Annotated in this window: 28 protein-coding genes; 19 read left to right on the forward strand and 9 right to left on the reverse strand. The window is 69.6% G+C overall.

Annotated features, from left to right (window positions below; genetic code table 11):
• Both MO1_RS08125 and MO1_RS14610 read right to left on the reverse strand, forming a co-directional pair.
• Positions 1-587: DUF222 domain-containing protein (locus MO1_RS08125; RefSeq protein WP_157526390.1), on the reverse strand; the 587-nt coding region annotated here is incomplete at its 3' end.
• Positions 588-695: 108 nt separating this feature from the next.
• On the reverse strand, positions 696-842 hold the full coding sequence (locus tag MO1_RS14610; protein WP_157526392.1) for a hypothetical protein: 147 nt from the start codon (positions 840-842) through the stop codon (positions 696-698).
• Positions 843-948: 106 nt separating this feature from the next.
• Here MO1_RS14610 and MO1_RS08130 point away from each other — a divergent pair, with 106 nt between their 5' ends.
• Together MO1_RS08130 and MO1_RS08135 are read left to right on the forward strand one after the other, a co-directional pair.
• Positions 949-2,130, forward strand: coding sequence for an NAD(P)/FAD-dependent oxidoreductase (locus MO1_RS08130; protein WP_060915753.1), 1,182 nt, complete (start codon positions 949-951; stop codon positions 2,128-2,130).
• Between the two features lie 46 nt (positions 2,131-2,176).
• Positions 2,177-3,133 (forward strand): alpha/beta fold hydrolase, encoded by a 957-nt coding sequence (locus MO1_RS08135; protein ID WP_060915754.1) that lies wholly within the window; start codon positions 2,177-2,179, stop codon positions 3,131-3,133.
• On the opposite strand, the gene MO1_RS08140 is transcribed toward MO1_RS08135, so the two are convergent.
• Both MO1_RS08140 and MO1_RS08145 read right to left on the reverse strand, forming a co-directional pair.
• Positions 3,117-4,169 carry an ATP-binding protein gene (locus tag MO1_RS08140; RefSeq protein WP_244604316.1) on the reverse strand — a complete coding sequence of 351 codons (1,053 nt, stop codon included), beginning with the start codon at positions 4,167-4,169 and terminating at the stop codon, positions 3,117-3,119. The genes MO1_RS08135 and MO1_RS08140 overlap by 17 nt on opposite strands.
• Before the next feature lie 49 nt (positions 4,170-4,218).
• Positions 4,219-5,268 carry a hypothetical protein gene (locus MO1_RS08145; RefSeq protein WP_060915831.1) on the reverse strand — a complete coding sequence of 350 codons (1,050 nt, stop codon included), beginning with the start codon at positions 5,266-5,268 and terminating at the stop codon, positions 4,219-4,221.
• A gap of 159 nt (positions 5,269-5,427) precedes the next feature.
• Here MO1_RS08145 and MO1_RS08150 point away from each other — a divergent pair, with 159 nt between their 5' ends.
• The 4 genes from MO1_RS08150 to MO1_RS08165 all read left to right on the forward strand — a co-directional run bounded on the left by MO1_RS08150 (position 5,428) and on the right by MO1_RS08165 (position 8,906).
• Complete coding sequence (locus tag MO1_RS08150; protein WP_255209242.1) at positions 5,428-6,255, forward strand: MerR family transcriptional regulator; 828 nt, start codon at positions 5,428-5,430, stop codon at positions 6,253-6,255.
• A gap of 150 nt (positions 6,256-6,405) precedes the next feature.
• Positions 6,406-7,962: a molybdopterin-dependent oxidoreductase gene (locus MO1_RS08155; RefSeq protein ID WP_060915756.1), complete on the forward strand. Its 1,557-nt coding sequence runs from the start codon at positions 6,406-6,408 to the stop codon at positions 7,960-7,962.
• A gap of 30 nt (positions 7,963-7,992) precedes the next feature.
• Positions 7,993-8,481: a MogA/MoaB family molybdenum cofactor biosynthesis protein gene (locus MO1_RS08160; RefSeq protein ID WP_060915757.1), complete on the forward strand. Its 489-nt coding sequence runs from the start codon at positions 7,993-7,995 to the stop codon at positions 8,479-8,481.
• The gene (locus MO1_RS08165) at positions 8,478-8,906 is read left to right on the forward strand and encodes a molybdenum cofactor biosynthesis protein MoaE (RefSeq protein WP_060915758.1); all 429 of its coding nucleotides are present in this window, start codon (positions 8,478-8,480) and stop codon (positions 8,904-8,906) included. The genes MO1_RS08160 and MO1_RS08165 overlap by 4 nt, the downstream gene beginning before the upstream one ends.
• Before the next feature lie 15 nt (positions 8,907-8,921).
• Here the strand turns inward: MO1_RS08165 and MO1_RS08170 are convergent, their stop codons facing one another.
• Genes MO1_RS08170 through MO1_RS08185 form a run of 4 tightly spaced genes read right to left on the reverse strand, consistent with a single transcriptional unit; the run spans position 8,922 to position 11,642 of the window.
• A complete protein-coding gene (locus MO1_RS08170) occupies positions 8,922-9,155 on the reverse strand; it encodes a MoaD/ThiS family protein (protein WP_060915759.1) in 234 nt (77 codons plus the stop codon).
• Positions 9,152-9,637 (reverse strand): cyclic pyranopterin monophosphate synthase MoaC, encoded by a 486-nt coding sequence (gene moaC, locus MO1_RS08175; protein ID WP_060915760.1) that lies wholly within the window; start codon positions 9,635-9,637, stop codon positions 9,152-9,154. The genes MO1_RS08170 and moaC overlap by 4 nt, the downstream gene beginning before the upstream one ends.
• Positions 9,634-10,866, reverse strand: a complete 1,233-nt coding sequence (locus MO1_RS08180) for a molybdopterin molybdotransferase MoeA (RefSeq protein ID WP_060915761.1) — start codon at positions 10,864-10,866, stop codon at positions 9,634-9,636. Before MO1_RS08180 ends, moaC begins: the two co-directional genes overlap by 4 nt.
• Positions 10,863-11,642 (reverse strand): HesA/MoeB/ThiF family protein, encoded by a 780-nt coding sequence (locus MO1_RS08185; RefSeq protein WP_060915762.1) that lies wholly within the window; start codon positions 11,640-11,642, stop codon positions 10,863-10,865. Before MO1_RS08185 ends, MO1_RS08180 begins: the two co-directional genes overlap by 4 nt.
• 125 nt (positions 11,643-11,767) lie before the next feature.
• On the opposite strand from MO1_RS08185, the gene MO1_RS08190 reads away from it, so the two are divergent.
• The 9 genes from MO1_RS08190 to MO1_RS08230 all read left to right on the forward strand — a co-directional run bounded on the left by MO1_RS08190 (position 11,768) and on the right by MO1_RS08230 (position 20,188).
• Complete coding sequence (locus MO1_RS08190; RefSeq protein ID WP_060915763.1) at positions 11,768-12,160, forward strand: TOBE domain-containing protein; 393 nt, start codon at positions 11,768-11,770, stop codon at positions 12,158-12,160.
• A gap of 1 nt (position 12,161) precedes the next feature.
• The gene (gene modA, locus MO1_RS08195; protein WP_060915764.1) at positions 12,162-12,911 is read left to right on the forward strand and encodes a molybdate ABC transporter substrate-binding protein; all 750 of its coding nucleotides are present in this window, start codon (positions 12,162-12,164) and stop codon (positions 12,909-12,911) included.
• On the forward strand, positions 12,908-13,696 hold the full coding sequence (modB, locus tag MO1_RS08200) for a molybdate ABC transporter permease subunit (RefSeq protein WP_255209243.1): 789 nt from the start codon (positions 12,908-12,910) through the stop codon (positions 13,694-13,696). The genes modA and modB overlap by 4 nt, the downstream gene beginning before the upstream one ends.
• The gene (locus tag MO1_RS08205) at positions 13,693-14,742 is read left to right on the forward strand and encodes an ABC transporter ATP-binding protein (RefSeq protein ID WP_060915766.1); all 1,050 of its coding nucleotides are present in this window, start codon (positions 13,693-13,695) and stop codon (positions 14,740-14,742) included. Before modB ends, MO1_RS08205 begins: the two co-directional genes overlap by 4 nt.
• Before the next feature lie 75 nt (positions 14,743-14,817).
• Complete coding sequence (gene moaA, locus MO1_RS08210) at positions 14,818-15,906, forward strand: GTP 3',8-cyclase MoaA (protein WP_167542030.1); 1,089 nt, start codon at positions 14,818-14,820, stop codon at positions 15,904-15,906.
• A gap of 100 nt (positions 15,907-16,006) precedes the next feature.
• Positions 16,007-17,077, forward strand: coding sequence for an acyl-CoA dehydrogenase family protein (locus MO1_RS08215; RefSeq protein ID WP_255209244.1), 1,071 nt, complete (start codon positions 16,007-16,009; stop codon positions 17,075-17,077).
• Complete coding sequence (locus MO1_RS08220) at positions 17,071-18,423, forward strand: PIG-L family deacetylase (RefSeq protein ID WP_255209245.1); 1,353 nt, start codon at positions 17,071-17,073, stop codon at positions 18,421-18,423. Before MO1_RS08215 ends, MO1_RS08220 begins: the two co-directional genes overlap by 7 nt.
• A complete protein-coding gene (locus MO1_RS08225) occupies positions 18,420-19,130 on the forward strand; it encodes a glycosyltransferase (RefSeq protein ID WP_060915767.1) in 711 nt (236 codons plus the stop codon). Before MO1_RS08220 ends, MO1_RS08225 begins: the two co-directional genes overlap by 4 nt.
• A 110-nt stretch (positions 19,131-19,240) precedes the next feature.
• On the forward strand, positions 19,241-20,188 hold the full coding sequence (locus MO1_RS08230) for a manganese catalase family protein (RefSeq protein ID WP_036313513.1): 948 nt from the start codon (positions 19,241-19,243) through the stop codon (positions 20,186-20,188).
• Between the two features lie 63 nt (positions 20,189-20,251).
• Here MO1_RS08230 and MO1_RS08235 read toward each other — a convergent pair whose 3' ends face one another.
• Positions 20,252-21,040: a siderophore-interacting protein gene (locus tag MO1_RS08235; protein ID WP_060915768.1), complete on the reverse strand. Its 789-nt coding sequence runs from the start codon at positions 21,038-21,040 to the stop codon at positions 20,252-20,254.
• A gap of 109 nt (positions 21,041-21,149) precedes the next feature.
• Between MO1_RS08235 and MO1_RS08240 the strand changes: the two genes are divergently transcribed.
• From MO1_RS08240 to MO1_RS08255, 4 genes are read left to right on the forward strand one after another with little or no spacing between them, the layout of a single operon-like run.
• Positions 21,150-22,136: a siderophore ABC transporter substrate-binding protein gene (locus MO1_RS08240; RefSeq protein WP_060915769.1), complete on the forward strand. Its 987-nt coding sequence runs from the start codon at positions 21,150-21,152 to the stop codon at positions 22,134-22,136.
• The gene (locus tag MO1_RS08245; RefSeq protein WP_060915770.1) at positions 22,133-23,125 is read left to right on the forward strand and encodes an ABC transporter permease; all 993 of its coding nucleotides are present in this window, start codon (positions 22,133-22,135) and stop codon (positions 23,123-23,125) included. Before MO1_RS08240 ends, MO1_RS08245 begins: the two co-directional genes overlap by 4 nt.
• Positions 23,118-24,131, forward strand: a complete 1,014-nt coding sequence (locus MO1_RS08250; RefSeq protein WP_036313523.1) for an iron chelate uptake ABC transporter family permease subunit — start codon at positions 23,118-23,120, stop codon at positions 24,129-24,131. The genes MO1_RS08245 and MO1_RS08250 overlap by 8 nt, the downstream gene beginning before the upstream one ends.
• The gene (locus MO1_RS08255) at positions 24,128-24,883 is read left to right on the forward strand and encodes an iron ABC transporter ATP-binding protein (protein WP_036313524.1); all 756 of its coding nucleotides are present in this window, start codon (positions 24,128-24,130) and stop codon (positions 24,881-24,883) included. Before MO1_RS08250 ends, MO1_RS08255 begins: the two co-directional genes overlap by 4 nt.
• Positions 24,884-24,960: the final 77 nt, after the last annotated feature.

Consider the following 24,960-nt stretch of genomic DNA (forward strand, 5'->3'; position numbering starts at 1 on the left):
GGCAAAGTCGCGATGAGATCGCTCATCCCGTCCCGCCCGGGAACCAGTCGCACGCATCGTCCAGCGGCTGCTTCTTCGTGGCGTTCCGCGAAGGATCGCGGGTGCATCCGGTGCGCGAAGATCTCCAGCTCACCCCGCACCCGGTTCGGAGTCTCCCGCTCGCACCGTTCGATCGCGATCGCTTCGAACTCCGCCCACATCTCTGCCGGCAGGGTCGTCCCCGCGTCGACGATCGCCCGCACATGCTCCCGCACGATCCGCCCCGATTCCCAGGCGGTCACAGCCGCAGGAAACCCTTCGATGATCGTCCGCGCCTCGCCGATCCGCCGTTGCACCGTGCGATCGGTCGTGCGCAGGACCCCGCCGACCTCGGCTGCGATCGACCGCAGGGCCATGTCGTGGAGCCGCACTTTCGCGTTCTGTTGCACCGCCTGTTCTTCTGCGAGACGCCCGGCCGCAGCCAGTACTCGCAGCTCGGCGATCTGCGCCGCGGCGACCTGGCGGGCGGCATCCGAGACGTCAGAAACGAGGCCCGCGAGAGCGGCGAGATAATCCTCGCCACCCGGGGTTTCCGCCGCATCCGCCATACCTGCACTCTCGCAGCAACCACCGACATTCAGACCCGGAAAATCACCGAGACCACCCCTTATGAACAGCCCCGAGATGAGAAACCGCTCATCTCCCGAATCGGCTCATCACCGTGGCACCCAGCCCGCGCGCACGAGCACCTCTCGGGCGGTGTCCGCCACCGTGGGCCCGTCCGTCGCGACACGCGCCAGCGGGATGCCGCTCCGCCAGCGCCAGCGGTGCGCCTGCCCGAGATTGATCACGTCCCCGTGCACCCGGCCATCCTGCCGAACTAACCCGCGCCACTGCATCCCGCAACCCCGCCGCGCATTCACGGAGGTCCGCATACCGTGGCCGGGAACCAATCGAGCGGAGTGTGTGATGCGGACGTACGACTATCTGATCGTCGGTGGCGGAATGGTGGCGGATGCGGCGGCCCGCGGCATCCGGGAACTGGATCCCGACGGCACCATCGGCATCCTCAGCGCGGACATCGACCCGCCGTACACTCGGCCGGCGCTGACGAAGAAGCTCTGGACCGATCCCGACTTCACGTGGGACCAGGTACCGCTCGGTACCGAAGAGGCCACCGGAGCGGAGATCCGCCTCGAGACGTACGTCAGCGCGATCGACCGTGAGGCGAAGACGGTCACGATCGCGGAGGGGAACGAGCTCGCGTACCGGCGACTGCTCCTCGCGACGGGGTCGAAGCCGCGCGAGATTCCGGTGCCGGAGGACGACCGCATCCTCTTCTTCCGCTCAGCCGAGGACTACCGGCAGCTGCGCGACCTGGCGGAGAACGGCGGCCGAGCGGTCGTGATCGGCGGTGGCTACATCGGCGCCGAGATCGCCGCAGCGCTCGCGCAGAACGGGGTCGAGACCGAGCTCGTCTTCCCATCGGAGGTGCTGGGCGACGGCACCTTCCCGCCCGAGCTGGCGAAGCGATACGACCAGCTGTTCCGAGACGGCGGTGTCGAGCTCGTTCCCAGTGCTCGGGTCGAAGAGGTGCGCACCGAGGGCAACCGCCTCCACGTCGTGCTCGAGGGCGGCGAAGAGCGTCCGGCCGACATCGTCGTGCTGGGTCTCGGCGTCGATCCGGTCACCGACCTGGCCGAGCAGGCCGGTCTGCAGGTGGATGACGGCGTTCTCGTCGACGAGCACCTCGTCACGAGTGATGACGCGATCTGGGCAGCGGGCGACATCGCGTCGTACCCCGACCCGATTCTCGGCCGCTCGCGCGTCGAGCACGTCGACAACGCGAACGAGATGGGCGCGGCGGTCGGCCGTTCGATGGCGGGGGAGCGGCTGCCGTACTCGCACACCCCGTACTTCTACTCCGCCGTCTTCGGCGTCCGGTGGGAAGCGGTCGGCATCCTCGACCCTGAGCAGGACCCGCTCGTCGTCGACCTCGACGAGGACCGCACGGTCGTCTACTACCGCGATGAGTCGGGTGCCCCGGTCGGCGTCCTGCTCTGGAACGTCGAGGATGCCCGCGATCTCGCCCGCGCGGTGCTCGTCGACGGCGAGACGGATGCCGAGGCCCTCCGCACGCGCATCGGCTGAATCGTGGGCCGGGCATCCGATGCCCGGCCGGCGACGAACAACAGTCATGTCGTCCCTTCCTCGCGTCGCGGCGCGTGACCGCTCCCGGCTCGACACCAGCGGGCGCGCGCTCGGGCTTCGACGCGAGGTCGTGGCGACGCCCGAGGGCGAGATCGTCGTCCATGCCTCCGAGCCCGAGAGCGGTGTGGCCGTCGTTCTCCTGCACGGGGCTGCGGGATCGTGGACGACGTGGACGCCGCTCCTCTGGGCGGCTCGACGGGCCGGTCGTCCGCTCCGCGACGTCGTCGCCGCCGACCTGCCCGGATGGGGTGAAAGCCCCCTGCCCGCGTCTGGCCTGGACATCCCACGGCTCAGCGCGGCAGTCGTCGGCGCCCTGCGGTCGCGGGGTTACGACCGGTGGGTGCTCGTCGGGCACTCGCTGGGCGGCGCCCTCGCGCTCGACATCGCAGCGCGCTTTCCGGACGAGACCGGGTCCGTCTTCCTCGTCTCGCCGTCAGGTCCCGCCGTCCTCGACGCCGTCCGCCGCCCGATCCGCGGCGGCCTCAGGCTGCCGGGCTTCGCCGGGATGCTGCTCGCGATGCGCGTCCTCGCGATGCTGGGGTCGGCATCCGCTCCGCTCCTGCGCTGGCTCGACCGCGTCGGGATGCTGCGCGCCCTCAGCTCTCCGCTGTTCGCTCGTCCCGCCGAGGTCGACGACTCGGTGGTGAGCGCGCTGGCGGAGGAGATCCGGCCGCTGTCCTTCGTCGCGGCGGCCCGCGCGGCTGCGGCCTACGACGAGTCGGCGTGGCGCGGCATCCGCTGTCCGGTTCGTTCGGTGCGGGGCGCGCGCGACGTTTTCGTCGGAGCGGATGACGGCTCGTTCTTGGCGTCGACCATTCCCGACTTTCGCGAGACCGTGCTGGATGCCGCGGGCCACTTCGCCGCCATCGAGCAGTCCGACGTCGTGGCGGCGATGCTGCGGGAGCTCGTGGCGGCAGCCGCCCCGCTCACTCCGCCGCGCTGAGCTGAAGCGTGATGGTGATCGTCGTCCCGACGCCCACCTCGCTGTCGATGTCGAGGGTTCCGCCGAGACCGGCGATCGCCGTGGCCGCGCTGGCGAGCCCGAGCCCCGTGCCGCCGTCGTCGGCGTCGGCGAGCCGACCGCGCTCGCCGGAGGACGTGATCGTCGCGAGGTCGCCGGGGTGGATGCCTCGACCGCTGTCACGGACCGTCACCGCCACGCCGTCGCCTGATCGGATGACATCGACGTGGATCTCATCGTCTGAGTAGCGGGCGGCGTTCTCGAGCACGTTGGCGAACGCTCGGCGGAGGGCAAGGACGTCGCCGCGGATCTCGGCGGCGTCGAGCCGTCCGAAGCGGACCCGTTCTTCCGTTCCCGCACGGAGTACGACGCTGGCAGCGCCCCGAACCACGAGCGAGACATCGAACGTGCGTCCTTCCTCGTCCGCACCGATGAGCGCATCCGCCATCAGCGCGCCCGCCATCGCCACGAGGTGTTCGCCGGTCTCCTGAGCGAGGCGGAGGTATCGGTGGTCCCCGCCGATCTCCTCCTCGAGCAGCTCGAGGTATCCGCGAAGCGCGGTCACGGGCGAGACGAGGTCGTGGGCGAACGTCCGCTGCAGCGCGACCTGCTCATCAGCGGCGTGCTTCTCCGCGCTCAGGTCCCGAACGATCTTGACGAACCCGCGGATGCCGCCGTCGTCGGGAACGGCGGTGATCGTCACGTGCGCCCAGAACTCCGAGCCGTCCTTGCGGACACGCCAGCCGCGGTCGTCGACGCTGCCGTGGATTCTGGCTTTGTCGAGCAGGCGCTCAGGGAGGCCGCGGTCAACGTCAGCGGCGCGGTAGAACCGAGAGAAGTGCTCACCGACGATCTCCTCAGCCGAATACCCCTTGAGCGTCTGGGCCCCGGCATTCCAGCCGCGGACGATCCCGTCGGGGTCGAGCTTCACAATGGCGAAGAGGGTGACGTGCGTCTCCCACGAGTCGAGCGTGTCTGTCCGTGTCCTCATCGTCCCCCGCCGGTCGGCAACAGTCATCCATCGTCAGCCTAGAAGCAGACGAGATGTCCGTGGTGCCGATTGCTTTTCAGAGGTCGTGGACCTCGCTTTCGCCCGCCGGCGGCAGCGGCGAGCGCGTGTCGAGGTCCTCCATCAGGTGGATCGCCGCGTACGGATGCAGCAGGATGCGGCCGGCTTCGTCGAACACGCGCAGGGTCCGTCGCAGGCGGCCGCTCGGGAGGATCGGATGCCGGAAGGTCACCTCCACTCGGGTGTCCGGCCATTCGCCGACGACGTCGATGCGCGGCTCCGTGAGCCCGATGCTGAGGGGCACGGTGACGCCGTCCGCCCCTCGCCAGTAGTGCGCGAGGTCGCCGAACTCGTCGACGAGCGCCGCGACGGCGGCATCCCGTCGATCCGTGGGCAGATCTATGCGCTCCCATGGGATGCCGACCGAGGGTTCCTCGCGGTAGCGGGGTCGCATCCCCGTGAGCTCGTCGAGCAGCGCTTCGTCGGTGAGGTCTGTCGCCGCGGTGGCCGGCGAAAGGTGGTCGGGCAGAGCGCCGGCGGGGAGTGAGGCGGTCGCGTAGCGGTACGAGTAGGCCGTCCCCGCGCCGTCTGTGTCGGCGTCCGGCGCGCTTCGCGAGAAGGTGAGGAGAGGGCCGGAACCGGATTCGTGGACGAACAGGATGCGTCGGTCGACAGCGAGCGAGATGCACGTGCCGTCGTGGCTGACGACCACGACCCGGGTGTCGGCCAGCCACGCGTCGTGGTCGTCGGGGCCCGGGTCGTGCTCCGTGCGAAACCACAGCCCGTGCCGGGTCGCGCCGAGCGAATCCATCACGCTCGGAAGTCGGATTCGACGAACAGTCCCGTCGGGGCCGACGTGGACCGCTGCCACGGGGGCGGACGAGTCGCCGTCGTCTGCGTCCTGCGGCTGGTACACGACCCACACGCCGTCGGGCGCAGCGTGGACGATCGCGTCCGCGCTGATGACGCCGATGTCGAGGTCAGCCCACGAGGCGACACGGTCGGCCTGGCCGGGATGGCGGACGACGGCTGTCGGCTGCCGGGGGCTGACGAGGATCTCGGCGTCACCGCGCGTCGTGACGCGCCAGGCGCTTGCGGGGGTGGACACGAGCCGATTCTGCCGCAGCATCCGATGTCACCGGTGTGCGGCGAGCCGGACGGCATGACCGGTCAGGGCGAATCCACGGATGCCGAGGGTGGGCACCCGGGCGGCTTTCACGCTATCGGTGCTTGACCTCGCCCCAGGGGCAGGGTCGATGCTGATGCTGTGACCGCGAACGATGAGGATCTGATGACCGCCGGCAGGTTCGGCGCGTCCACCCTGCTGTCGGCGAAGGCGCTCCGGATCTACGCCGATCGGGGTCTGCTGGCGCCGAGTCGCGTGGATGCCGACACCGGCTACCGCTACTACTCGGCGGAGCAGGTGCAGACCGGCTGGCTGATCGCGCTCCTGCGGTCAGCCGAGCTCTCGCTCGACCAGATCGCGGAGATCGTCGAGCTCGCGGAACGCGATCCGGATGCCGCGGTAAATCTCCTCGACGAGGCGATCGCCGCAATGGACCGCCGCACCCAGGCTCACCATGTCGTGCTCGCTCGAGCGCGACTTCATCTCACCAAGGAGGAACCCATGTCCATTGTCGAAACCGCGATCGAGGTCGATCGTCCCGTGCTGAGCGTGATGCGTCGGATGGCGCCGCAGGAGATGGATCAGCTGATCCATGACGAGGTCGGGCGCCTGCACGATGTGGCTGCCGCCGCAGGGCTCCGCGCCACGGGCGACCCGTTCGGCGTCTTCCACGGCCCCGTGACCGACGACTCCGACGGTCCGTTGGAGATCGTCCTGCCTGTCGACGCACTGACGGACGGCACGGACGATGTGCGCAGCTACCGCATGACCGGGGGGCAGGTTGCTCTCCGTCACGCGGAGGGCCGCGAGACCGACTTCCCCGAGATCCTCGCGCTGTACGACGAGGTGCACGCCTGGATCACGGATGCCGGTCGCACCCCGATCGGGCCGGCCCGGGAGATCTGGCACAACTCGCCCAGGGATGACGAGCCCCTGCGGCTGACCGTGGTGTGGCCGTACGCGGGCTGAGGCCTGCGCATCCGCGCGACATCCGCAAGTGGGAGATTCCTTTCACTGCGGGGTTCATAGTGGGACGGGCAAGCCCGTCACGCATGTCATCGCCGCAGCCTCGGTGCATCCGATCCGGTGTTCGCTACGAACAAGCTCTGAAGGGATGACATGAGCACTCACACCACCACAGGCAAGCGCTTCTTCTTCTGGGCGGCCCTTTCGGGCCTGGTCGGGGGTGCAGTCTTCCTCGCTGTCGCGGAGTTGGCGGCGCTGATCTTCGCGAGCACCGCCAGCCCGATCCTCGCCGTCGGTTCCTTCGTGATCGACATCGTCCCGAGGCCGCTGAAAGAATTCGCGATCACCACCTTCGGGGAGTACGACAAGATCGCACTCCTCGCCGGACTCGGGATCGCGGTCGTGGTGGCATCCGCCATCGCGGGGATTCTCGAGTACGTGCGGCCCCCGCTCGGGGTGATCGCCTTGTTCGTCGCCGGCATCCTCTCGGGTGCGGCCATCGTCACCCGCGCCGAGGCGACCACCCTCGCGTTCGTCCCGCCGCTTCTGGGCACCCTGGCCGCCGCCGCCGTCCTGTTCCTCCTGGGTCGCAGGCTTCGCGCCTGGCGCGATGCGCGAAAGTCAGGCGAGGAGAGAGAGGGCCTCGACCGTCGTCGCTTCCTCGTGATGACCGGTCTCGCCGGGGCATCCGCTGTCATCGTCGGCGTCGCCTCACGTGCCGTCAGCGCAGCTACCTCGTCGGCTGATGCGATCCGCCGTGCGCTGAAGCTCCCCGCTCCGAAGTCGACCGTGCCGATCCCGGCGGGCGCCGAACTAGACGTTCCCGGCATCAGCCCGCTGTTCACCCCGAACGCCGACTTCTACCGCGTCGACACCGCTCTCACCGTGCCGAACGTCGACCCCTCCACCTGGAAGCTCGTCATCGACGGCATGGTCGACAAGCGCGTCGAACTGTCGTTCCAGGACCTGCTCGACATGGGCCTCGACGAGTACGCGATCACGCTCACCTGCGTCTCCAACGAGGTCGGCGGGGAGCTCGTCGGCAACGCGAAGTGGCAGGGTGTGCGCCTCCGCGACGTCCTGAAGATGGCGGGACCGAAGTCGGGCGCCGACATGATCCTGTCGCGGAGCGTCGACGGCTACACCGCGAGCACACCGCTCTCCGCGGCGACCGACGAGAACCTCGACGCGATCCTCGCCGTCGCGATGAACGGCGAGCCGCTCCCGCCCGAGCACGGCTTCCCCGTCCGCATGGTGATCCCTGGTCTCTACGGTTACGTCTCGGCGACGAAGTGGGTCACCGAGCTCAAGATCACGACGTTCGCCGACGACGAGGCCTACTGGACTCCGCGCGGCTACAGCGCCGAGGCGCCCATCAAGTTCTCGTCGCGCGTCGACACCCCGAAGAGCGGCACCCCGGTCAAGGCCGGAAAGGTACCGATCGCCGGTGTCGCGTGGGCTCAGACCGTCGGTATCGAGCGTGTCGAAGTCAGCATCGACAACGGTGACTGGATCCCGGCGAAGCTGTCGACCCCGATCAACGCCGACACGTGGGTCCAGTGGGTTGTCGATTGGGATGCCACTCCCGGCACCCACTACGTGGCGGTCCGCGCGATCAACAAGGACGGCGACATGCAGATCGAAGAGCGCGCCGCCATCGCGCCCAACGGCTCGTCGGGCTGGCAGCGTTCGCTCATCTCCGTTTCGTGAGCGTCGGCGGCCCGGGCCTAGGGTGAGCACGTGACGTCCCTTCTCGCGTTCGTGATCACGGTCTCCGACCGCTCCGCCTCGGGTGAGCGTGAGGACCGCGGTGGTCCGCTCGCGGTCTCCCTGCTCGAAGGGGCCAGCATCGCCTGCGCGCCCGTCGAGGTCGTCCCCGACGGTGCAGACTCCGTCGAGCAGGCCCTCCGCCGCGCGCTCGCAGCGGGCGCTCGGCTCATCATCACCACCGGTGGCACGGGTGTCGGTCCTCGGGACCAGACCCCCGAGGGAACGGAACGCATCGTCACCCGTCCGCTCCCCGGCATCGCGGAGGAACTGCGCCGCGTCGGCCTCGCCGACACCCCGCTGTCGGTGCTCTCCCGCGGGATCGCGGGCGTCGCCGACCCCGAGGGAGCCCTCATCGTCAACCTGCCGGGATCGCCGCGCGCGGTGAGCTCCGGCATCCCCGTGATCGTGTCGGTCGCCACGCACGTGGTCGATCAGGTGAAGGGCGGAGACCACTCATGAACACCGTACGAATCGCGCGGCTCGAAGAGACCGCGCTCGACCTCGACGCCCATCTGCGTGCCGTCGAGGACCCGAAGTTCGGCGCTGTCACCACCTTCGTCGGCCGGGTGCGCGACAACGATCCGGATGCCGCGACCACCGTCGTCGGGCTCGAATACAGCGCTCACCCCGACGCCGAAGCAACGCTGCACCGCATCGCGGAGCAGGCGGGCGACGCGTCCGGTGCCGTCGTCGCCGTCAGCCATCGCGTGGGCAACCTCGCGGTCGGCGACGCGGCGGTCGTGATCGCCGTCGCGTCGGAGCACCGCGCCGAAGCGTTCGAGGTCTGCCGCGCCGTCATCGAGACGATCAAGACCGACCTGCCCGTCTGGAAACGTCAGCTCGAGACCGACGGAACCTCGGCCTGGAAGGGCATCGGCGGCTGACGCTCCGCCGCCCGCTCAGCCGCCCGCGAACGGCGGCAGGACGTCGATCAGTCGTGCGTCGATCAGCGGAGCGTCGCCATCCGTCCGCACGCCATCGACGAGGACGGCGCAGTCGGGCAGTACGAGGAACAGCGACGGGTGCTCGTTGAGGATCGCGGTGCGGAGCTCGGCGAGGGTCGCCTCCGAGCGATCCTCACTCTCGGTGCCGGCAGCCTCTGCAGCGGCGGCGAAGTAGCGCACGAGAGTCATGCCTGATCCTTTTCTCCGGGCCGCACCCAGTCGCCGGAGCGACCTCCCGACTTCGCGGTGATGCGGACGTTCTCGATCACGACCGAGCGGTCGAGGCCTTTGATCATGTCGACGATGGCGAGCGCGGCGACGGAGACGGCGGTGAGCGCCTCCATCTCGATGCCGGTGCGGTCTGCCGTTCCGACGGTCGCCTCGATCTCGACACCGTCGTCGACGATGTCGAGTTCGACCGACGCGCGGTGCACGCCGATCACGTGTGCCAGCGGCAGCAGTGTGGCGGTCGACTTCGCCGCCTGGATGCCGGCGATGCGGGCCACAGCCAGCACGTCGCCCTTCGGGGCGGTGCCGTCACGAAGGGCCGAGACGACCTCCGCGCCGCAACGGACGAAGCCCCGGGCGGTGGCGGTGCGGACCGTCGGAGTCTTGCCCGTGACGTCGACCATGTGCGCGCGGCCGGCCGAGTCGAGATGAGGAAACGTCATCCGACCAGCATGACATCTAGCTCGTCGCCGACGGCCACGACGGCGACCTCTGCCGGGACGATCGCGAAAGCGGATGCCTGTGCGAGCCCGCCGGCCAGGTGCGAGCCCGATCCTCCCGCCGTCGCCGGGCGCACGGTGCGGGCGGCGAGGTCGACCACCGCTGGCAGGTACTGCCGCCGTCCGGGCGGCGGCTTCCACGACTCCGCCGCGGTCATCGTCAGGTGGGCTCGGTGGATGACCGATCTGCTCTGGAGAGCGAGAAGGGCAGGGCGCACGAACACCTCGAACGACACGGCCACGCTGACCGGGTTTCCGGGGAGGCCGAACACCAGGCATCCGTCGCCCACGGTTCCGAAGGCCTGCGGTTTGCCGGGCTGCATCGAGATCTTCGCGAACTCGACCTCGCCGTGGCCGTCGAAGGCGGCGCGCACCGGCTCGTAGGCGCCGGCGCTCACCCCGCCGGTGAAGATGATGACGTCGGCACCCGCGGCGCGCGCATCGGCGGTGACCTGGGCGACGGCTGCGCCGTCGTCCGAGACGCGAGCGATCATGACCACCTCGGCATCCGCATCGGCGACGAGCCCAGCGAGCAGGGGACCGTTCGAGTCGGGGATGAGGCCGCGCCGCACGGTCTCGCCGGGGGCGATCAGCTCACTGCCGGTGGACACGACGGCGACGCGGGGCGCGCGGGCCACGGTCACTTCGTCGGCTCCCGCGGCCACGGCGGCAGCCACCTGGAACGCACCCATCCGCTGACCCGCCTCGACGACGACGTCGCCGGCGCGGAGGTCGGCGCCGCGGCGACGGATGAACGCCCCGGGGGCGGGGGCTTCGAGCACGTGGATGACGTCGAGCGAGTTCGCCAGCCCGCCCGCGGTGGCTTCGAACGGCACGATGGCGTCGGCTGCCGTGGGCGTAGGTGAGCCCGTCATGATGCGGGCGGTTTCCCCCGCGGCGAGCGGGGGATCTACCGAGACGCCGGCGGGCAGGTCGGCGACGACCCGGAGCGCGATCGGGGTGTCGGGGCCGGCAGTCGCGACGTCGGCCGCGTGCACGGCGAACCCGTCCATCGCGGAATTGTCGAAGAGCGGGATGTCGTGGGCGGCGACGGCCGGTGCCGCGAGGGTGCGGCCGGCTGACTCGGGCGTCGGCACGGTCTCTCCAGGGAGGGTGCGGACGGCAGCCAGCACGCGGGCGAGCTGCTCCTCGACGCTGCGCAGCCCGCTCATGCGGATGCCGCAGCCGTGGCGGCGGAGCGGAGGGGGATCTCGCGCTGGCGACCCGAGAGGGAGTCGAGGACGAGCAGACGTCCGAGCAACGGTTCGCCGACGCCGATCGCGAGCTTGACGACCTCAGTCGACAGGAGCCCTCCGACCTGCACGCAGAGCGCGCCGAGCACGCCGACCTGCGCGCACGTGGGCGGGTCGCCCTCGGTGCCGACGGCGAAGAGGTCGTTGAGGACGACGGGGTCGGCGTCGGTCGGGTTCGACCAGAAGACCGTGACCTGCGCGTACCACTCCCGCACAGCGCCCCAGACGAGAGGGATGCCGAGCGCTTCGGCGGCGGCGGCGACGGCTCGACGCGTCGCGAACGAGTCGCTCGTGTCGATGACGACGTCGGCGTCGGCGAAGAACTCCTGTGCGTTGGTCTCGTCGAGGCGGGCGGTGACGGGTCGGACAACGGTGGCCGGCGACAGGGCGGCGACCGCACGCACCGTGCTCTCCGTCTTGTGCACGCCGATGTCTTCGATGCGGTGCGCGATCTGGCGCTGCAGGTTGTGGAGCTCGACGATGTCGTCGTCGATCACCGTGATCGCGCCGACGCCCGCGGCGGCGAGGGCGAGGATCGCCGGCGAGCCGATCCCCCCGGCTCCGACGACGGCGACGCGGGTGGCGGCGAGTCGACGTTGACCCTCGTCGCCGATGCCCTTGAGTACCGTGTGGCGTGCGGTTCGCTTGCGCTCGTCGGGATCCAACTCGGACACGGGATCGACCAGGGGGCGCATGACCCGAGTTTACGCGTCAGGGGGCTGTGCAAGCGTGCCGCGTGATCGGATTCTCGGCGGGTCGTCGAGCCGCACTTGCGGATTGAAAGGCTGTGCAGGACCCGCGGATGCGGCATCATCGAAGAATGACGACGTACCGCGTGGCTCGGGCCGCACGCCTGTTGGGCGTCAGCGACGATTCGGTCCGGCGATGGATCGACCAGGGGCTGCTGCCGGTGACGGATGCCGTCCCTGCCGAGATCCCCGGCGAGGCGCTCGCGGCCTTCGCGGTGTCGATGGCGAACGATCCCGGCGACGGGCAAGAACACCGCTCCAGCGCGCGGAACAGCTTCGTCGGAATCGTGACGCGCGTGCAGGTCGACGGTGTCATGGCGCAGGTCGACATCCAGTCCGGTCCCCACCGCGTCGTATCGCTTCTCTCGGCCGAGGCGGTGCACGAGTTGCAACTCGAGGTCGGCACGCTTGCGCGGGCATCGGTGAAGGCCACGAACGTCGTCGTCGAGATCGCGGGGGAGTGACGTGCCTCGTTCCCTGCTCCGACCCGTGGCGCTCGGTGCGCTCGCACTTCTCCTGACCGGATGCGCCGCGTCGCCGCCCTCCGGCGATGACATCTCAGGATCGCTCACCGTCTACGCTGCCGCCTCCCTGAAGACGTCGTTCGACGAGGTGGCCGAAGCGTTCACGGCGCAGCATCCCGGCATCCGGATCAGTCCCGTCTACGACGGCTCGTCGACGCTCGCGACCCAGATCGATGCGGGGGCGCCGGCAGACGTGTTCGCGTCGGCCGATGAAGCCACGATGGCCAAGGTGTCCGAGTTCGCCGTCAGTCCGAAGGTGTTCGCCTCGAACACGCTCGTGATCGTCGTTCCCGCCGGGAACCCGAAGGAGGTGACGAGCCTCGCCGACCTGTCGCGCGTCGTGACGGTGCTGTGTGCGCCCGAGGTGCCGTGCGGCGCGGCATCCGCGAAGCTGCTCACCGCCGCTGACGTGACGGTCGACGCCGCCAGTCTCGAGCAGAACGTGACCGCCGTGCTCACGAAGGTCGCGGCGGGCGAGGCAGACGCGGGCCTCGTGTACGCGACCGATGTGATCGGGCGCGACGACGTCGCCGCGGTCGTTCCCGAGGGCAGCGACAAGGTCGTCAACGAGTACCCGATCGCCGCGTTGAAGGATGCCGCGAATCCGCAGGCGGCGAAGGCTTTCGTCGACTTCGTGCTGTCGGACGCTGGGCAGAAGATCCTCCACGACCGCGGCTTCGGAGCGCCGTGAGTACGGTGGCTGATCGCGGGTACGTTCCCCGTGCCCTGGCGTTCCCCGCGCTCCTCGGGCTGTGCTTCCTGATCCTGCCCCTCATCGCCCTGATCGCCCGCGTGGAGTGGGCCACCTTCGTCGCCGACGTGACATCGCCGACGGCGCTGGCCGCCCTCGGTCTCTCGTTCGGTACCGGAATCGCCGCCACCGCGATCTGCGTCGTGATCGGTGTGCCGCTCGCCCTGTTGATCGCCCGGTCGGGTCCCCGGCTTGCCGCCGTGCTGCGTGCCGCGGTGACGGTGCCGCTCGTGCTGCCCCCGATGGTCGGCGGCATCGCGCTGCTGTACCTGTTCGGCCGCGCCGGGTGGCTCGGAGGACTCGGGCTGTCGTTCACGACGCCGGCGGTCGTGCTCGCGCAGACCTTCGTGGCACTGCCGTTCCTCGTGCTGGCCGTCGAGGGCGCGGTGCGTTCGACGGGCGTGGACTTCGAACGGACTGCGGCGGCGCTGGGAGCCGGCCGCTGGACGATCCTCCGCCGCATCACGCTTCCCCTCGCAGCGCCCGGGATCGTCGCCGGAACCGTGCTGTGCTTCGCGCGGGCGATCGGCGAGTTCGGCGCGACTGCCCTCTTCGCCGGCAATCGGCCCGGCGTCACGCAGACGATGCCGCTTGCGATCTACACGGCGTTCAACGGCGCCGGGGTCACGCAGGGGACGGCCGTCGCCCTTGCGCTGCTGCTTCTCGCGACAGCGGTTCTCGTGCTGATGCTGGTGCGCGGCTGGCGACCGGGGGCCGCGCGATGAGCGGGCTGCGGGCGCACGTCGTCGTCGACCGGTCCCGCTTCCGCGTGGATGTCATGATCGACGCCGCGGCGGGGGAGACGGTCGCGGTGATGGGTCCGAGCGGCGCCGGCAAGTCGACGCTGCTGTCGGCGCTCGCCGGCCTGGTGTCGCTCGACGGCGGGGAGATCACCGTCGCGGACCGCACGGTCGAGCGCGTGGCCGCACCTCGGGTGAGCACGGCGCCGATGCATCGCGGAGTGGTGCTGCTCGGGCAGGATCCGCGCCTGTTCCCCCACTTGAGCGCACGGGAGAACGTCGCGTTCGGCCCCCGTGCCGCGGGAACGCCTGCGGCACGGGCGCGCGCCGACGCCGATGAGTGGCTCGAACGCGTCGGACTAGGCGGCCTGGGGCCTCGTATGCCGCGTGAACTGTCCGGAGGAGAGCAGCAGCGCGTCGCGATCGCGCGGGCGCTGTCGGCGTCGCCACGGGTGGTGCTGCTCGATGAGCCCTTCGTCGCGCTCGATCCGGTCACGGCCTCGTCGATCCGCGGGATGCTGCGCGAACAGCTCGTCGGCACGACGACGGTCGCCGTGACGCACGACGCCGGCGACGCGGTCGCGTTGGCCGAGCGACTGTTCGTGATCGACGCGGGAGCTGTGGTGCAGACCGGTCCCGTGCGCGAGGTCTTGCGGGCACCGGCATCCGCCTTCGTCGCCTCGATCGCCGACATGAATCGGATGCCCGGAGTCGCTGCGCGAGGAGGGTGGTCGGACTCGGACGGCCACCTGCTGACAAGCTCGGATGTCGCTTCGACCGCGCTCGCCACCGCGGACGGGACGGCGCTCGCCGCCGTGTTCCGCCCGAGTGATGCGAGGGTCGTGGCGGGGGAAGGCGCGAACACCTGGAAGGCGACCGTTCTGCGCGTCGAGCCGACGCTGTCGGGCTCGCGGATCCACACGTCCGCGGGCGCGGTGGATGTCGACGACACGCGCGACGCTTGGTCATCCGGCGACACGGTGTGGCTGCACGTCGACCTGTCGCGCGTGCGGTTCGTGCCGCTGCCGTGAAGGTGCCCTGATCAGCCCAGATCCAGGCGGCGGCGATTAGGCTCTGATGATGGGATGCCACTGGGGGACGACGCGATGACGGCCATCCCGATCACGATCGGTCGGGCGCCGCAGATCGCGCCTCACTCGGGCGCGGCTCCCGACCCGGCCGCCGGCCTCGTCGACACGCACGGACGCATTCACCGCGACCTGCGGATCTCGCTCACCGACCGCTGCTCCCTGCGCTGCACGTACTGCATGCCCGAGCAGGGCAACGAGTGGTTGGCACGCACGAGCATCCTCACGACCGACGAGATCGTCGAGATCGCGGAGGTCGCGGCGAGCCTCGGCATCCGCACATTCCGGCTCACCGGTGGCGAGCCGCTGCTGCGCACCGACATCGTCGACGTGGTGCGCCGCGTCGCTGCGATCTCAGGCCCCGACGGGCCGGTCGAGGTCGCGATGACGACCAACGGCATCCGTCTCGCCGAGGTGCTGCCCGATCTCATCGACGCCGGCCTGACGCGACTCAACATCAGCATCGACACGATCGATCGCGAGCGGTTCGCCGCGCTCACCCGTCGTGATCGGCTCGACGACGTGCTCGAGGGGATCGCGGCAGCCGCGGCATCCGATCTGAAGCCCTTGAAGCTGAACGCCGTGGCGATGCGGGGCGTGAACGACGACCAGCTTGCCGACCTCGTCGCCTTCGCGATGGAGGTGGGCGCGCAGTTGCGGTTCATCGAGCAGATGCCGCTGGATTCCGGGCACACGTGGGATCGGAGCTCGATGGTGACGCGCGAGGAGATCCTCGAGGCGCTGTCGGAGCGCTGGTCTCTCGAGCCGGTTCCCGGCCGCGGCGGGGCGCCCGCCGAGAAGTGGCGCATCGACGGCGGTCCACACGAGGTGGGCGTGATCGCGTCGGTGACCGCGCCCTTCTGCGGAGCGTGCGACCGGTTGCGCCTGACCGCCGACGGTCAGTTCCGCAACTGCCTCTTCTCGCTGACCGAGTACGACGTGACGACCGCGGTGCGGGGGATGCCGGTGGGCGCCGCCCTTGAGGACCGTCAGCGCGTGATCGCCGAGATCCTGCACGCGTGCGTGCTGGGGAAGCTGCCCGGCCACGCGATCAACGACCCGTCGTTCCTGCAGCCCGCGCGGGGCATGAACGCGATCGGGGGCTGACGAGCGTGCTCGTCTCGCGACGACGAGTGCGCTGTACCCGAGACATCGTCGGAACCGCAAGGCTCTGCCGGACAGCTCGCATCGCGCACACACTGCGGGTGTGACCCGCCTGCAGGAAGACTCTTCCCCCATCCATCTGAGCGACGGTCCCATCCGCGATTCGGGGGCCGCGTTGCTCGACGAGGCCGGTCGGATCGACGGGTTCGGTACGAACGTTGCCACCACGCTCGCCTGGGCCGTCGGTGTGGGCGCTGCACGCGGTCACGAGCGTTCACTCTCGGACGACTGGTCGTTCCTCGCTGCGGTCGCGAGTCGGGATGTGGGTGCTGCGCGCATCCTCGAACCCCACCTCGACGCGCTCGACATCCTCGACCAAGCGGGTCGCGACGGGTACGACGTCGACCTCGCGTCGATCCACGCGGATTCCGGCTCGTCATGGGGAGTGTTCGCCGCCGAAGGCGCGGGGATGCGGCTCGAGGTGCAGGGCGACGGCTCGGGGTGGCGGCTGACGGGAACGAAGCCATGGTGCTCGCTCGCACAGCACCTGACACATGCGCTCATCACCGCCTGGGTCGGCGACGAGCGTCGGCTGTTCGCGGTCGCGTTGCAGACACCCGACGTGACACCTCACACGGGACCATGGCATGCGCGGGGACTCCGACAGGTCGTGAGCGCGCCGGTCGATTTCGTCTCGGCTCCGGCCGTGCCTGTGGGCGAGCCTGGCTGGTACCTGCGCCGCCCCGGCTTTGCGGCCGGTGGCATCGGGGTGGCCGCGTGTTGGTGGGGCGGCGCGCTGCCGCTGCGGGACGCCCTCGCCGGTGCCGCGCAGCGCGAGGGCGCGGATCAGCTGTCGCGCGTCCACCTGGGCCGAGTGGATGTGGCGCTCTGGACCGCAAGACTCGCCCTGCGATCGGCGGCGCAGGAGATGGGCCGGCTGCCCGAGGCATCCCATCCCGGTGCTCTCGCCGCACGCGTCCGGGCGGTCGTCGCCGGCGCGGTCGAGACGGCGATCGACGAATCCGCTCGCGCGCTGGGGCCTTTGCCCCTCGTGGCTGACGAGGCTCATGCCCGCCGGGTGGCCGACCTCGAGATCTACCTGCGTCAACATCACGACGAACGCGATCTGGCTCGCATCGGCGCCGACATCGTGGAAGGGCGGGGCGCATGGTGAGCTTCAGTCACCGCGATCCGGGGACCGACGAAGCGGTCTGGCGGGAGGTGTTCGTCGATCGTGAGCTGCCGCCCTTGGACGAAACCTTCGAGCACCTCATCGTCGTCTCGGCCCATCCCGACGACGAGACGCTGGGCGCCGCGGGGCTGATCGCACGCACCAAGCGTCGCGGCGCGAGCGTCTCGGTGATCATCGCCACCGACGGCGAGGGCTCTCATCCGGAGTCGCCGACGCACACCCCTGTCGAGCTCGCAGCGGTGCGACGGCGGGAGGTGGCCGAGGCCCTCGGTCAGCTGGGCTCGTCGATCGACCTGCAGTTCCTCGGTCTTCCGGACGGCGGCACGGATGACCATCGCGACGCGATCAAGGACGCGCTCCATGCCGTGCTGCAAGGAAACGACGCGCATCTCGTCGTGGTGCCCTGGGTGGGCGACGGCCACCGCGATCATCGTGTCGCCGCAGAGGTGACCGCCGGGGTGTGTGCGGACCTCGGGGTCCCCTGGCGGGAGTATCCGATCTGGCTGTGGCATTGGGGCTCGCCGGATGACGTGCCTTGGGGTGACCTCGAGGTTGTCCCGCTCGAAGAGTCGACCGTGGACCTCAAGCGCACGGCCACAGATCGACATCGCAGCCAGATCGCCCCGCTCTCGTCGGCACCGGGCGATGAGGTGATGCTCCACGAGCGGATGCAGGCGCATTTCGACCGGAACTTCGAGGTCTTCGTCCGCCCTGCCGGCAGCAGCCTCGCGGAGGGCTTCTTCGACGACTTCTACCGCCGCAACGGCGATGACCCGTGGGGTTTCGAGTCGCGCTGGTACGAGCAGCGCAAGCGCAGCATCGCCCTGGCGAGCCTGCCTCGCGCCCGGTATGCGTCGGCGCTCGAACTGGGGTGCTCGACGGGCGTGTTGACCGAACTTCTCGCTGACCGATGCGACGCGGTGCATGCCGTCGACATCGCGGATGCTCCGCTCGAGATCGCACGCCGTCGCCTCGGCGATCGTGAGGGTGTTCGCCTCGACCGTCTCGCGTTGCCGGGGGAGTGGCCGGCCGGCACGTTCGACCTCGTCGTCCTGTCGGAGGTCGGCTACTACTGGAGCGCCGCTGACCTTGCCGTCGCCATCGGCCGAATACGACGAGCGATGGATGCCGGTGGCCACCTCATCGCCTGCCACTGGCGGCATCCGGTCGGGGAGTATCCGCAGTCAGGCGATGACGTACACGCCGCGCTTCGTGCGGCGGACGGGTTCGTCCGCCTGGTGCTGCACGACGAGGAGGACTTCGTGCTCGAGGTCTACGGGCTCGAGGGCGCCCGATCGGTCGCCGCGGAGACGGGGCTCATCGCATGACGCTGGGCAGTCCGGCGGTGGCGGTCGTCGTCCCTGTGCACAACGAAGCCGAGCTCCTCGACGACTGCCTCGCCGCGCTCGCCGCGGCCGTCGAGCACAGCCAGCGGACGCATCCGGGAGTGCGGATCGCGACGGTCGTCGTCCTCGACGCGTGCACGGATGCCTCGGCTCAGATCGCAGGGTCGTGGCCGGTGCGCGTTCTGAGTATCGACGCTCGGAACGTGGGAACCGCTCGACGCCGGGGTGTTGCGGCACTCCTCGCAGAGCTGGGGTCGCCGGAGGATGTCTGGATCAGCACGACGGACGGAGACTCCGTCGTCCCCGTCAGCTGGCTCAGTCATCAGCTCGATCTGCGCGCCGCGGGAGCGGATGTCGTCCTCGGCACGGTCCGCCCGGACTTCGCCGACCTCACTCTGGAGCACGCGGAGCACTGGTTGGAGACCCATCCGCGCGGCCGTCCGGCGGGCAATGTCCACGGTGCGAATCTCGGTCTGCGTGCCGACGTGTACCTCGCGGCGGGGCAGTTCGCTGACCTCGACCAGCACGAGGACGTCGAGCTCGTCCGCGCGGCGCGAGCGCTCAGGGCACGGGTGGTCGCGACGGACGAGAACGAGGTGGTCACATCGGGCCGCTTCTGGGGGCGGACGCCAGGCGGGTACGCCGCGTTCGTCCGCGCGACGCACGAGCGTATCGCCGGGGTCGGCTGACGCGTTTCCCACAAGGCCGGAAGGTAGCTGGTGCCGTCCACGTCGGCAAGGGGCGCGGTGGGGCGAGGGGACAGGCGGATCGTCGGGCTCCCCAAACCCCCGGAGGAACCATGTACTTCCACGTTCAAGAGTTCATCAATGAGATCGCACAGGACGAGCCGGATCCCGCCGCCGCCAACGCGCTGCAGGAGGGCCTCGGCGGACAGTTCGGCGAGATGCGCACGATGATGCAGTACCTGTTCCAGAGCATCAATTTCCGTGGCCCGTCGGGTAAGCCCTACAAGGACCTCATCCAGGGCATCGGCACTGAGGAGATCAGCCACGTCGAGCTCATCGGCACGACGATCTCGCGCCTGCTGGATGGGTCGCCCCGATACAACGGGAAGCCGACCGATCCGGTCGACGCGCCCGGCGCCGGCGGCGCGACACCGCTCAGCATCGCCGTCGACCACGGCAACATCCATCACTATCTGGTCGGGGCGCAGGGTGCACTTCCCGTCGACGCCGCCGGCAACCCGTGGATGGGCAGCTACGTCTACAACTCCGGCAACCTCGTGCTCGACCTGCTGTACAACCTGATGCTGGAGTCGACGGGGCGGCTGCAGAAGTGCCGGCTCTACGAGATGACAGACAACAAGATGGCGCGCAGCACGATCTCGTACCTCATCGTGCGAGACCAGGCGCATGAGAACGCCTATGCGAAGGCCCTCGAGACCCTCGGTGTGAACTGGCGTACCTCGCTCCCGATCCCGAAGACGAACGCCGAGCAGTTCCCCGAGGTGAAGCGTCTCGTCGACCTGGGGCTGCAGAGCAAGCAGTACTCGTTCGACCTGGGCAACCAGTCCGAAGCCGGCCGCATCTTCCAGGGGGCGTCGCCGTCGAACGACGGAACGCAGCTGGATGCCAGCGAGCAGGCACCGGCAGGTTCGCCGATGACCATCTCGCCGGAGCGTCCGGAAGAGTTCTCGCCGGGAGCCGACGAGGAGCTCCGGGCGCTGATCGAAGCGACGGCCGCCATGGAGATGGCCGACATCGACGCGACGTTCGGTCGTATGTAACGCTCCGCTGCGTGCGGTCGGTGCCTGGGCAGCGAGCAAGCTACCCGGGCAACCGATCGCACCTCAGTGCGGTGCGTGGTACTCGGCTTCGCCGGACTTCCAGTAGCCCTTCACGACGACCTGATCGGATGCCGCGCCCCACCGGTCGAGCAGCAGACGCCGCCCCGCCTTGACGATCCCTTGCTCGGCCGCGACGAACCCGAAGACGTCGCCGGCCGGTCGGTCTCCCGCCGAAAGGATGTCGAGGGCGGCTGTCAGCGCCGTCCCCGGGAACGCGTCGCCCCGGTGGACGAATGCGACGGCCACGGCGGCCGGAGCCGCGATCGTCAGCTCATGTGCCGCATCGGTGACCTCGATCAGGATGCGACCGGTCGCCTGCTGATCCATGAGTGCCGTGAAGCGCCGGATCGCCGGGACGGCAGTCTCGTCGCCGGCCAGGAACCAGGAGTCGGGACGGCCGGCGATCACCATCGACCCGCGAGGGCCGCCGACGCCGATGACCGACCCCAGGGGTGCGGTCGCGGCCCACGGGGCGGCGATGCCGGCGTCGCCGTGGACGGCGAACTCGACCTTGAGCCAGCCCGCCTCGGCATCCCATGCGAGCGGGGTGTACTCGCGGCTCGGGGAGCGACGAATGACATCGAGGTCGTCGGTGTCCTCGCCGGGGAAGAACAGCCGCATGTGGTCGTCGCTGCCGAGCGACGTGAAGCCCCGCAGGTCGTCACCCTCGAGCCGCACACGCACGTACGTCGAGGTCTCCCAGGTCCGCGCGGTGAGCATCGCCCGCCGGAATGTCAGGTCGAGCGACTGCCGCTCGAGGCGGAAGGAGGAGGCGGATTTGACGGAGCTCACATAGGTAAGGCTAGCCTAAGAAGCACCGGCGATCGCCCGGCATTCCCTTCCGAACGGACGCGCCAGCGCGCTCATACGCGCCCGCGCCTCCGACGACAGGAGCAGTCACATGCGCAGCATCCGTCCCCTCACCGCCACCCCGCTCGTCGCGCTCGCGGCCGTCCTCCTCGCCGGGTGCGCGGGCACGACCGCCGACGCGGAGCCCGCCGCTGAGGGCGAGGCGACGTCCGTCACGGTGGAGGACAACCACGGTGAGCAGACCGTCACCACGCCGCCGAAGCGCGTCGTGGCGACCGACAACCGCACCATCGCGATGCTCGACTCCTGGGGTGTCGACGTCGTCGGCGCGCCGCTCGACATCTTCCCGGCCGGGCTGTCCTTCAAGGACGACCCGAACGTCGCCAACCTCGGCAACCACCGCGAGCCCGACCTCGAGGCCGTCGTCGCCGCCGAGCCCGACCTCGTCGTCAACGGTCAGCGCTTCTCGACGTACTACGGCGACTTCAAGACCCTCGTCCCGGACGCCGCAATCGTCGAGCTCGACCCGCGCGACGGCGAGCCGCTCGACGCGGAGCTGAAGCGCCAGGTCACCGCGCTCGGCGAGATCTTCGGAAAGCAGGACGAAGCGGCAGCCCTCGTCGCCGACTTCGACGCCGCAATCGAGCGCGTGAAGGCCGCCTACGACAAGAGCGAGACGGTGATGGGCGTCATCACCTCGGGCGGCGAGATCAACTACGCCGCGCCGACGACCGGTCGCACCCTCGGCCCTGTCTACGACATCCTCGGGCTCACCCCGGCGCTCGAGTCGGAGGGTTCGACCGATCACCAGGGCGACGACATCTCGGTCGAGGCGGTCGCGTCGTCGAACCCCGACTGGATCCTCGTGATGGATCGGGATGCCGCGGTCAGCGTCAACACCGACGAGGCGTACACGCCCGCCAACGACCTGATCAGCGACTCCGAGGCACTGCAGAACGTGACCGCCGTGAAGGAAGGCAACGTCGTCTACATGCCGCAGGGCACGTACCTGAACGAGGGCATCGAGACGTACACCCAGTTCTTCAGTGACCTGGCTGACGCCCTCGAAGGTCGATGACAGACACCGTCTCGGCGCCCGCGGTCAGCCGACGCTCCCGCGGGCGCCTGCTCACCTGGCCCCTTGTCGGCGGCATCGCCGTCGTCGGGGGGCTGGTGGTCCTGTCGCTCTTCGTCGGCGTCTACGACGTGATCGGCGCCGACGACGGTGCGGAGATGTTCGCGATCACGCGGATCCCGCGGACGGTCGGGCTCGTCCTCGCGGGAGCGGCGCTGGCCATGTGCGGCCTCGTCATGCAGCAGCTGACGCAGAACCGGTTCGTCGAGCCGACCACGACCGGCACCACGGAGTGGGCGGGCCTGGGCCTGCTGCTCGTCATGCTGGTCTTCCCCGACGCGCCGCTCATGGTCCGGATGGTCGGCGCGGTCGGCATGGCCTTCGTCGGCACGATGCTCTTCTTCCTCTTCCTGCGCCGCGTGATGCTGACCTCGTCGATCATCGTCCCGATCGTCGGGATGATGCTCGGCGCCGTCGTCGGCGCGGTGTCGACCTTCATCGCGCTGTCGACGAACCTCCTGCAGAGCATGGCGGCCTGGTTCACCGGCTCGTTCACCTCTGTCCTGCGGGGGCAGTACGAGCCGCTGTGGATCGTCCTGCTTGTCGTCGTCGCCGTGTTCATCACGGCGGACCGCTTCACGATCGCCGGTCTCGGGCGCGACGTCGCGACCAACGTGGGCGTCGACTACTCGCGCGTCGTCCTCGTCGGCACCGTGCTCATCGCCCTGGCGGCCGGTGTCGTCACCGTCGTCGTCGGCAATCTGCCGTTCCTCGGGCTCATCGTTCCGAATGTCGTGTCGCTCATCCGAGGCGACGACCTTCGCTCGAACCTGCCGTGGGTCGCGCTCGGCGGCATCGCGCTCGTCACCGGGTGCGACATCCTCGCCCGCATCGTGAACGCGCCCTTCGAGGTGCCCGTCTCGCTCATCCTTGCCATGGTCGGAGCCGTCGTGTTCATCACCCTTCTCCTCCGGCAGCGTCGTCGTGGCTGACACCGTCGCGCTGTCGGGCGCCTTCCCCACCGCGATCCGGGCCCGTCGCTACGCGCTGACCGTCGCGGCGCTTATCGTCCTCGCCGTCGTGGTGGCCGTCGGCATCCTCGCCTGGGACAACCCCGCACCCGCGGGCAGCGCCGGCTTCTGGCGGATTGCTCAGCTGCGGGTCACGAGCGTCGTCGTCATCGCGATCGTCGCCGTCTGCCAGGGGATCGCGACCATCACCTTCCAGACCGTGACCGGCAACCGGATCGTCACGCCCTCGATCATGGGCTTCGAGTCGCTCTACACGGCGATCTCGACCGCCGCGATCTTCTTCTTCGGTGCGGCCGGCGCGCTGCTCGTCCAGGGCGCGGGGCCATATCTCCTGCAGATCCTCGCGATGCTCGCGTTCTCGGGTGTTCTCTACGGCTGGCTGCTCTCGGGCCGCTACGCGAACGTGCAGATCATGCTGCTGGTCGGCATCATCCTGGGCGGAGCGCTGGCCGCGTTCTCGACGTTCCTTCAACGGATGCTGACGCCCACCGAGTTCGACCTGCTCACCGCGCGGCTCATCGGCAGCGTCGCAAACGCCGACGGCACGCACCTGCCGATCGCGATCCCGCTCGTCGTCGTCGCGGCGGGACTCATGGTGTGGGGAGGCGGCCGTCTCAATGTGCTCGGGCTGGGACGCGAGGTCGCCCTGAGTCTCGGGTCGTCACAGCGGCGCGACTCGATCCTGGCGCTGCTGCTCGTGTCGATCCTCATGGCGGTCTCGACGTCGCTGATCGGGCCGATGACCTTCTTCGGCTTCCTTGTCGCGATGCTCACGTACCAACTGGCCGACACGTTCGACCATCGCCGGATGTTTGCGCTCGCCGCGCTCGTCGGCTTCGTCGTGCTCGGCGGTGCCTACGTCGTGCTCAAGCACGTCTTCTACGCCGCCGGGTCGGTCGGTGTCATCGTCGAGATCGTCGGCGGCACGCTCTTCCTCATCCACCTGCTCCGAAAGGGACGCCTGTGATCTCTCTCACCGCCGTCGAGAAGCGCTACAGCACCCAGGTCGCGATCGGCCCCGTGACCCTCGACCTGCCCGCGGGCGGCATCACCGCGCTCATCGGGCCGAACGGCGCCGGCAAGTCCACGCTGTTGACGATGATCGGCCGTCTGCTGCCCGCCGACGCCGGGTCGATTTCGGTCGGGGGACACGACGTCGCGGCGGTGAAGTCGCGGGAGCTCGCGAAGGTCGTCGCGATCCTTCGGCAGGAGAACCATTTCGTCACTCGTCTGACGGTGCGGCAGCTGGTCGGTTTCGGTCGGTATCCGCATTCGCAGGGCCGCCTCACGGTCGACGACGAGCGGATCATCGACCGGTCCATCGACTTCCTCGGCCTGGACGGGCTCGAGGGTCGGTACCTCGACGAGCTGTCGGGCGGGCAGCGTCAGCGCGCGTATGTCGCGATGGTGCTCGCGCAGGACACGGAGTACGTGTTGCTCGATGAGCCGCTCAACAACCTCGACATCCAGCACGCCGTGCAGATGATGAGCCACCTGCAGCGCGCCGCGCGCGAGCTGGGTCGCACGATCGTCGTCGTGCTGCACGACATCAACTTCGCCGGTCACTACGCGGATCGGGTGTGCGCCATGAAGGACGGGCGCGTTGCTGCGTTCGGGACGCCTGACGAGATCATCCGCGGGGATGTCTTGACGGGGATCTTCGATACGCCGGTCGATGTGGTCGACGGTCCGCGGGGGCGGCTGGCGGTGTACTACTGACGCGGTCGGTCTGACCGCGCGGGCGATGGGTGTGGGGGAGTTCGTTAGCCGATGTTTGTGGCGCGACGACGCACCTT

The organism is Microbacterium oleivorans NBRC 103075, assembly GCF_001552475.1.
GTDB lineage: Bacteria > Actinomycetota > Actinomycetes > Actinomycetales > Microbacteriaceae > Microbacterium > Microbacterium oleivorans.

Excerpts from the sequence above, each read along its gene's own strand:
- MO1_RS08180 (WP_060915761.1), bottom strand. The coding sequence starts at position 10,866 with ATGAGCGGGCTGCGCAGCGTCGAGGAGCAGCTCGCCCGCGTGCTGGCT.
- moaC (WP_060915760.1), bottom strand. The coding sequence starts at position 9,637 with ATGACGTTTCCTCATCTCGACTCGGCCGGCCGCGCGCACATGGTCGAC.
- MO1_RS08135 (WP_060915754.1), top strand. The coding sequence starts at position 2,177 with ATGTCGTCCCTTCCTCGCGTCGCGGCGCGTGACCGCTCCCGGCTCGAC.
- moaA (WP_167542030.1), top strand. The coding sequence starts at position 14,818 with ATGACGGCCATCCCGATCACGATCGGTCGGGCGCCGCAGATCGCGCCT.
- MO1_RS08230 (WP_036313513.1), top strand. The coding sequence starts at position 19,241 with ATGTACTTCCACGTTCAAGAGTTCATCAATGAGATCGCACAGGACGAG.
- MO1_RS08240 (WP_060915769.1), top strand. The coding sequence starts at position 21,150 with ATGCGCAGCATCCGTCCCCTCACCGCCACCCCGCTCGTCGCGCTCGCG.
- MO1_RS08130 (WP_060915753.1), top strand. The coding sequence starts at position 949 with ATGCGGACGTACGACTATCTGATCGTCGGTGGCGGAATGGTGGCGGAT.
- MO1_RS08225 (WP_060915767.1), top strand. The coding sequence starts at position 18,420 with ATGACGCTGGGCAGTCCGGCGGTGGCGGTCGTCGTCCCTGTGCACAAC.
- MO1_RS08245 (WP_060915770.1), top strand. The coding sequence starts at position 22,133 with ATGACAGACACCGTCTCGGCGCCCGCGGTCAGCCGACGCTCCCGCGGG.
- MO1_RS08220 (WP_255209245.1), top strand. The coding sequence starts at position 17,071 with ATGGTGAGCTTCAGTCACCGCGATCCGGGGACCGACGAAGCGGTCTGG.
- MO1_RS08165 (WP_060915758.1), top strand. The coding sequence starts at position 8,478 with ATGAACACCGTACGAATCGCGCGGCTCGAAGAGACCGCGCTCGACCTC.
- MO1_RS08185 (WP_060915762.1), bottom strand. The coding sequence starts at position 11,642 with ATGCGCCCCCTGGTCGATCCCGTGTCCGAGTTGGATCCCGACGAGCGC.
- MO1_RS08170 (WP_060915759.1), bottom strand. The coding sequence starts at position 9,155 with ATGACTCTCGTGCGCTACTTCGCCGCCGCTGCAGAGGCTGCCGGCACC.
- MO1_RS08140 (WP_244604316.1), bottom strand. The coding sequence starts at position 4,169 with ATGACTGTTGCCGACCGGCGGGGGACGATGAGGACACGGACAGACACG.
- MO1_RS08190 (WP_060915763.1), top strand. The coding sequence starts at position 11,768 with ATGACGACGTACCGCGTGGCTCGGGCCGCACGCCTGTTGGGCGTCAGC.
- MO1_RS08205 (WP_060915766.1), top strand. The coding sequence starts at position 13,693 with ATGAGCGGGCTGCGGGCGCACGTCGTCGTCGACCGGTCCCGCTTCCGC.
- MO1_RS08155 (WP_060915756.1), top strand. The coding sequence starts at position 6,406 with ATGAGCACTCACACCACCACAGGCAAGCGCTTCTTCTTCTGGGCGGCC.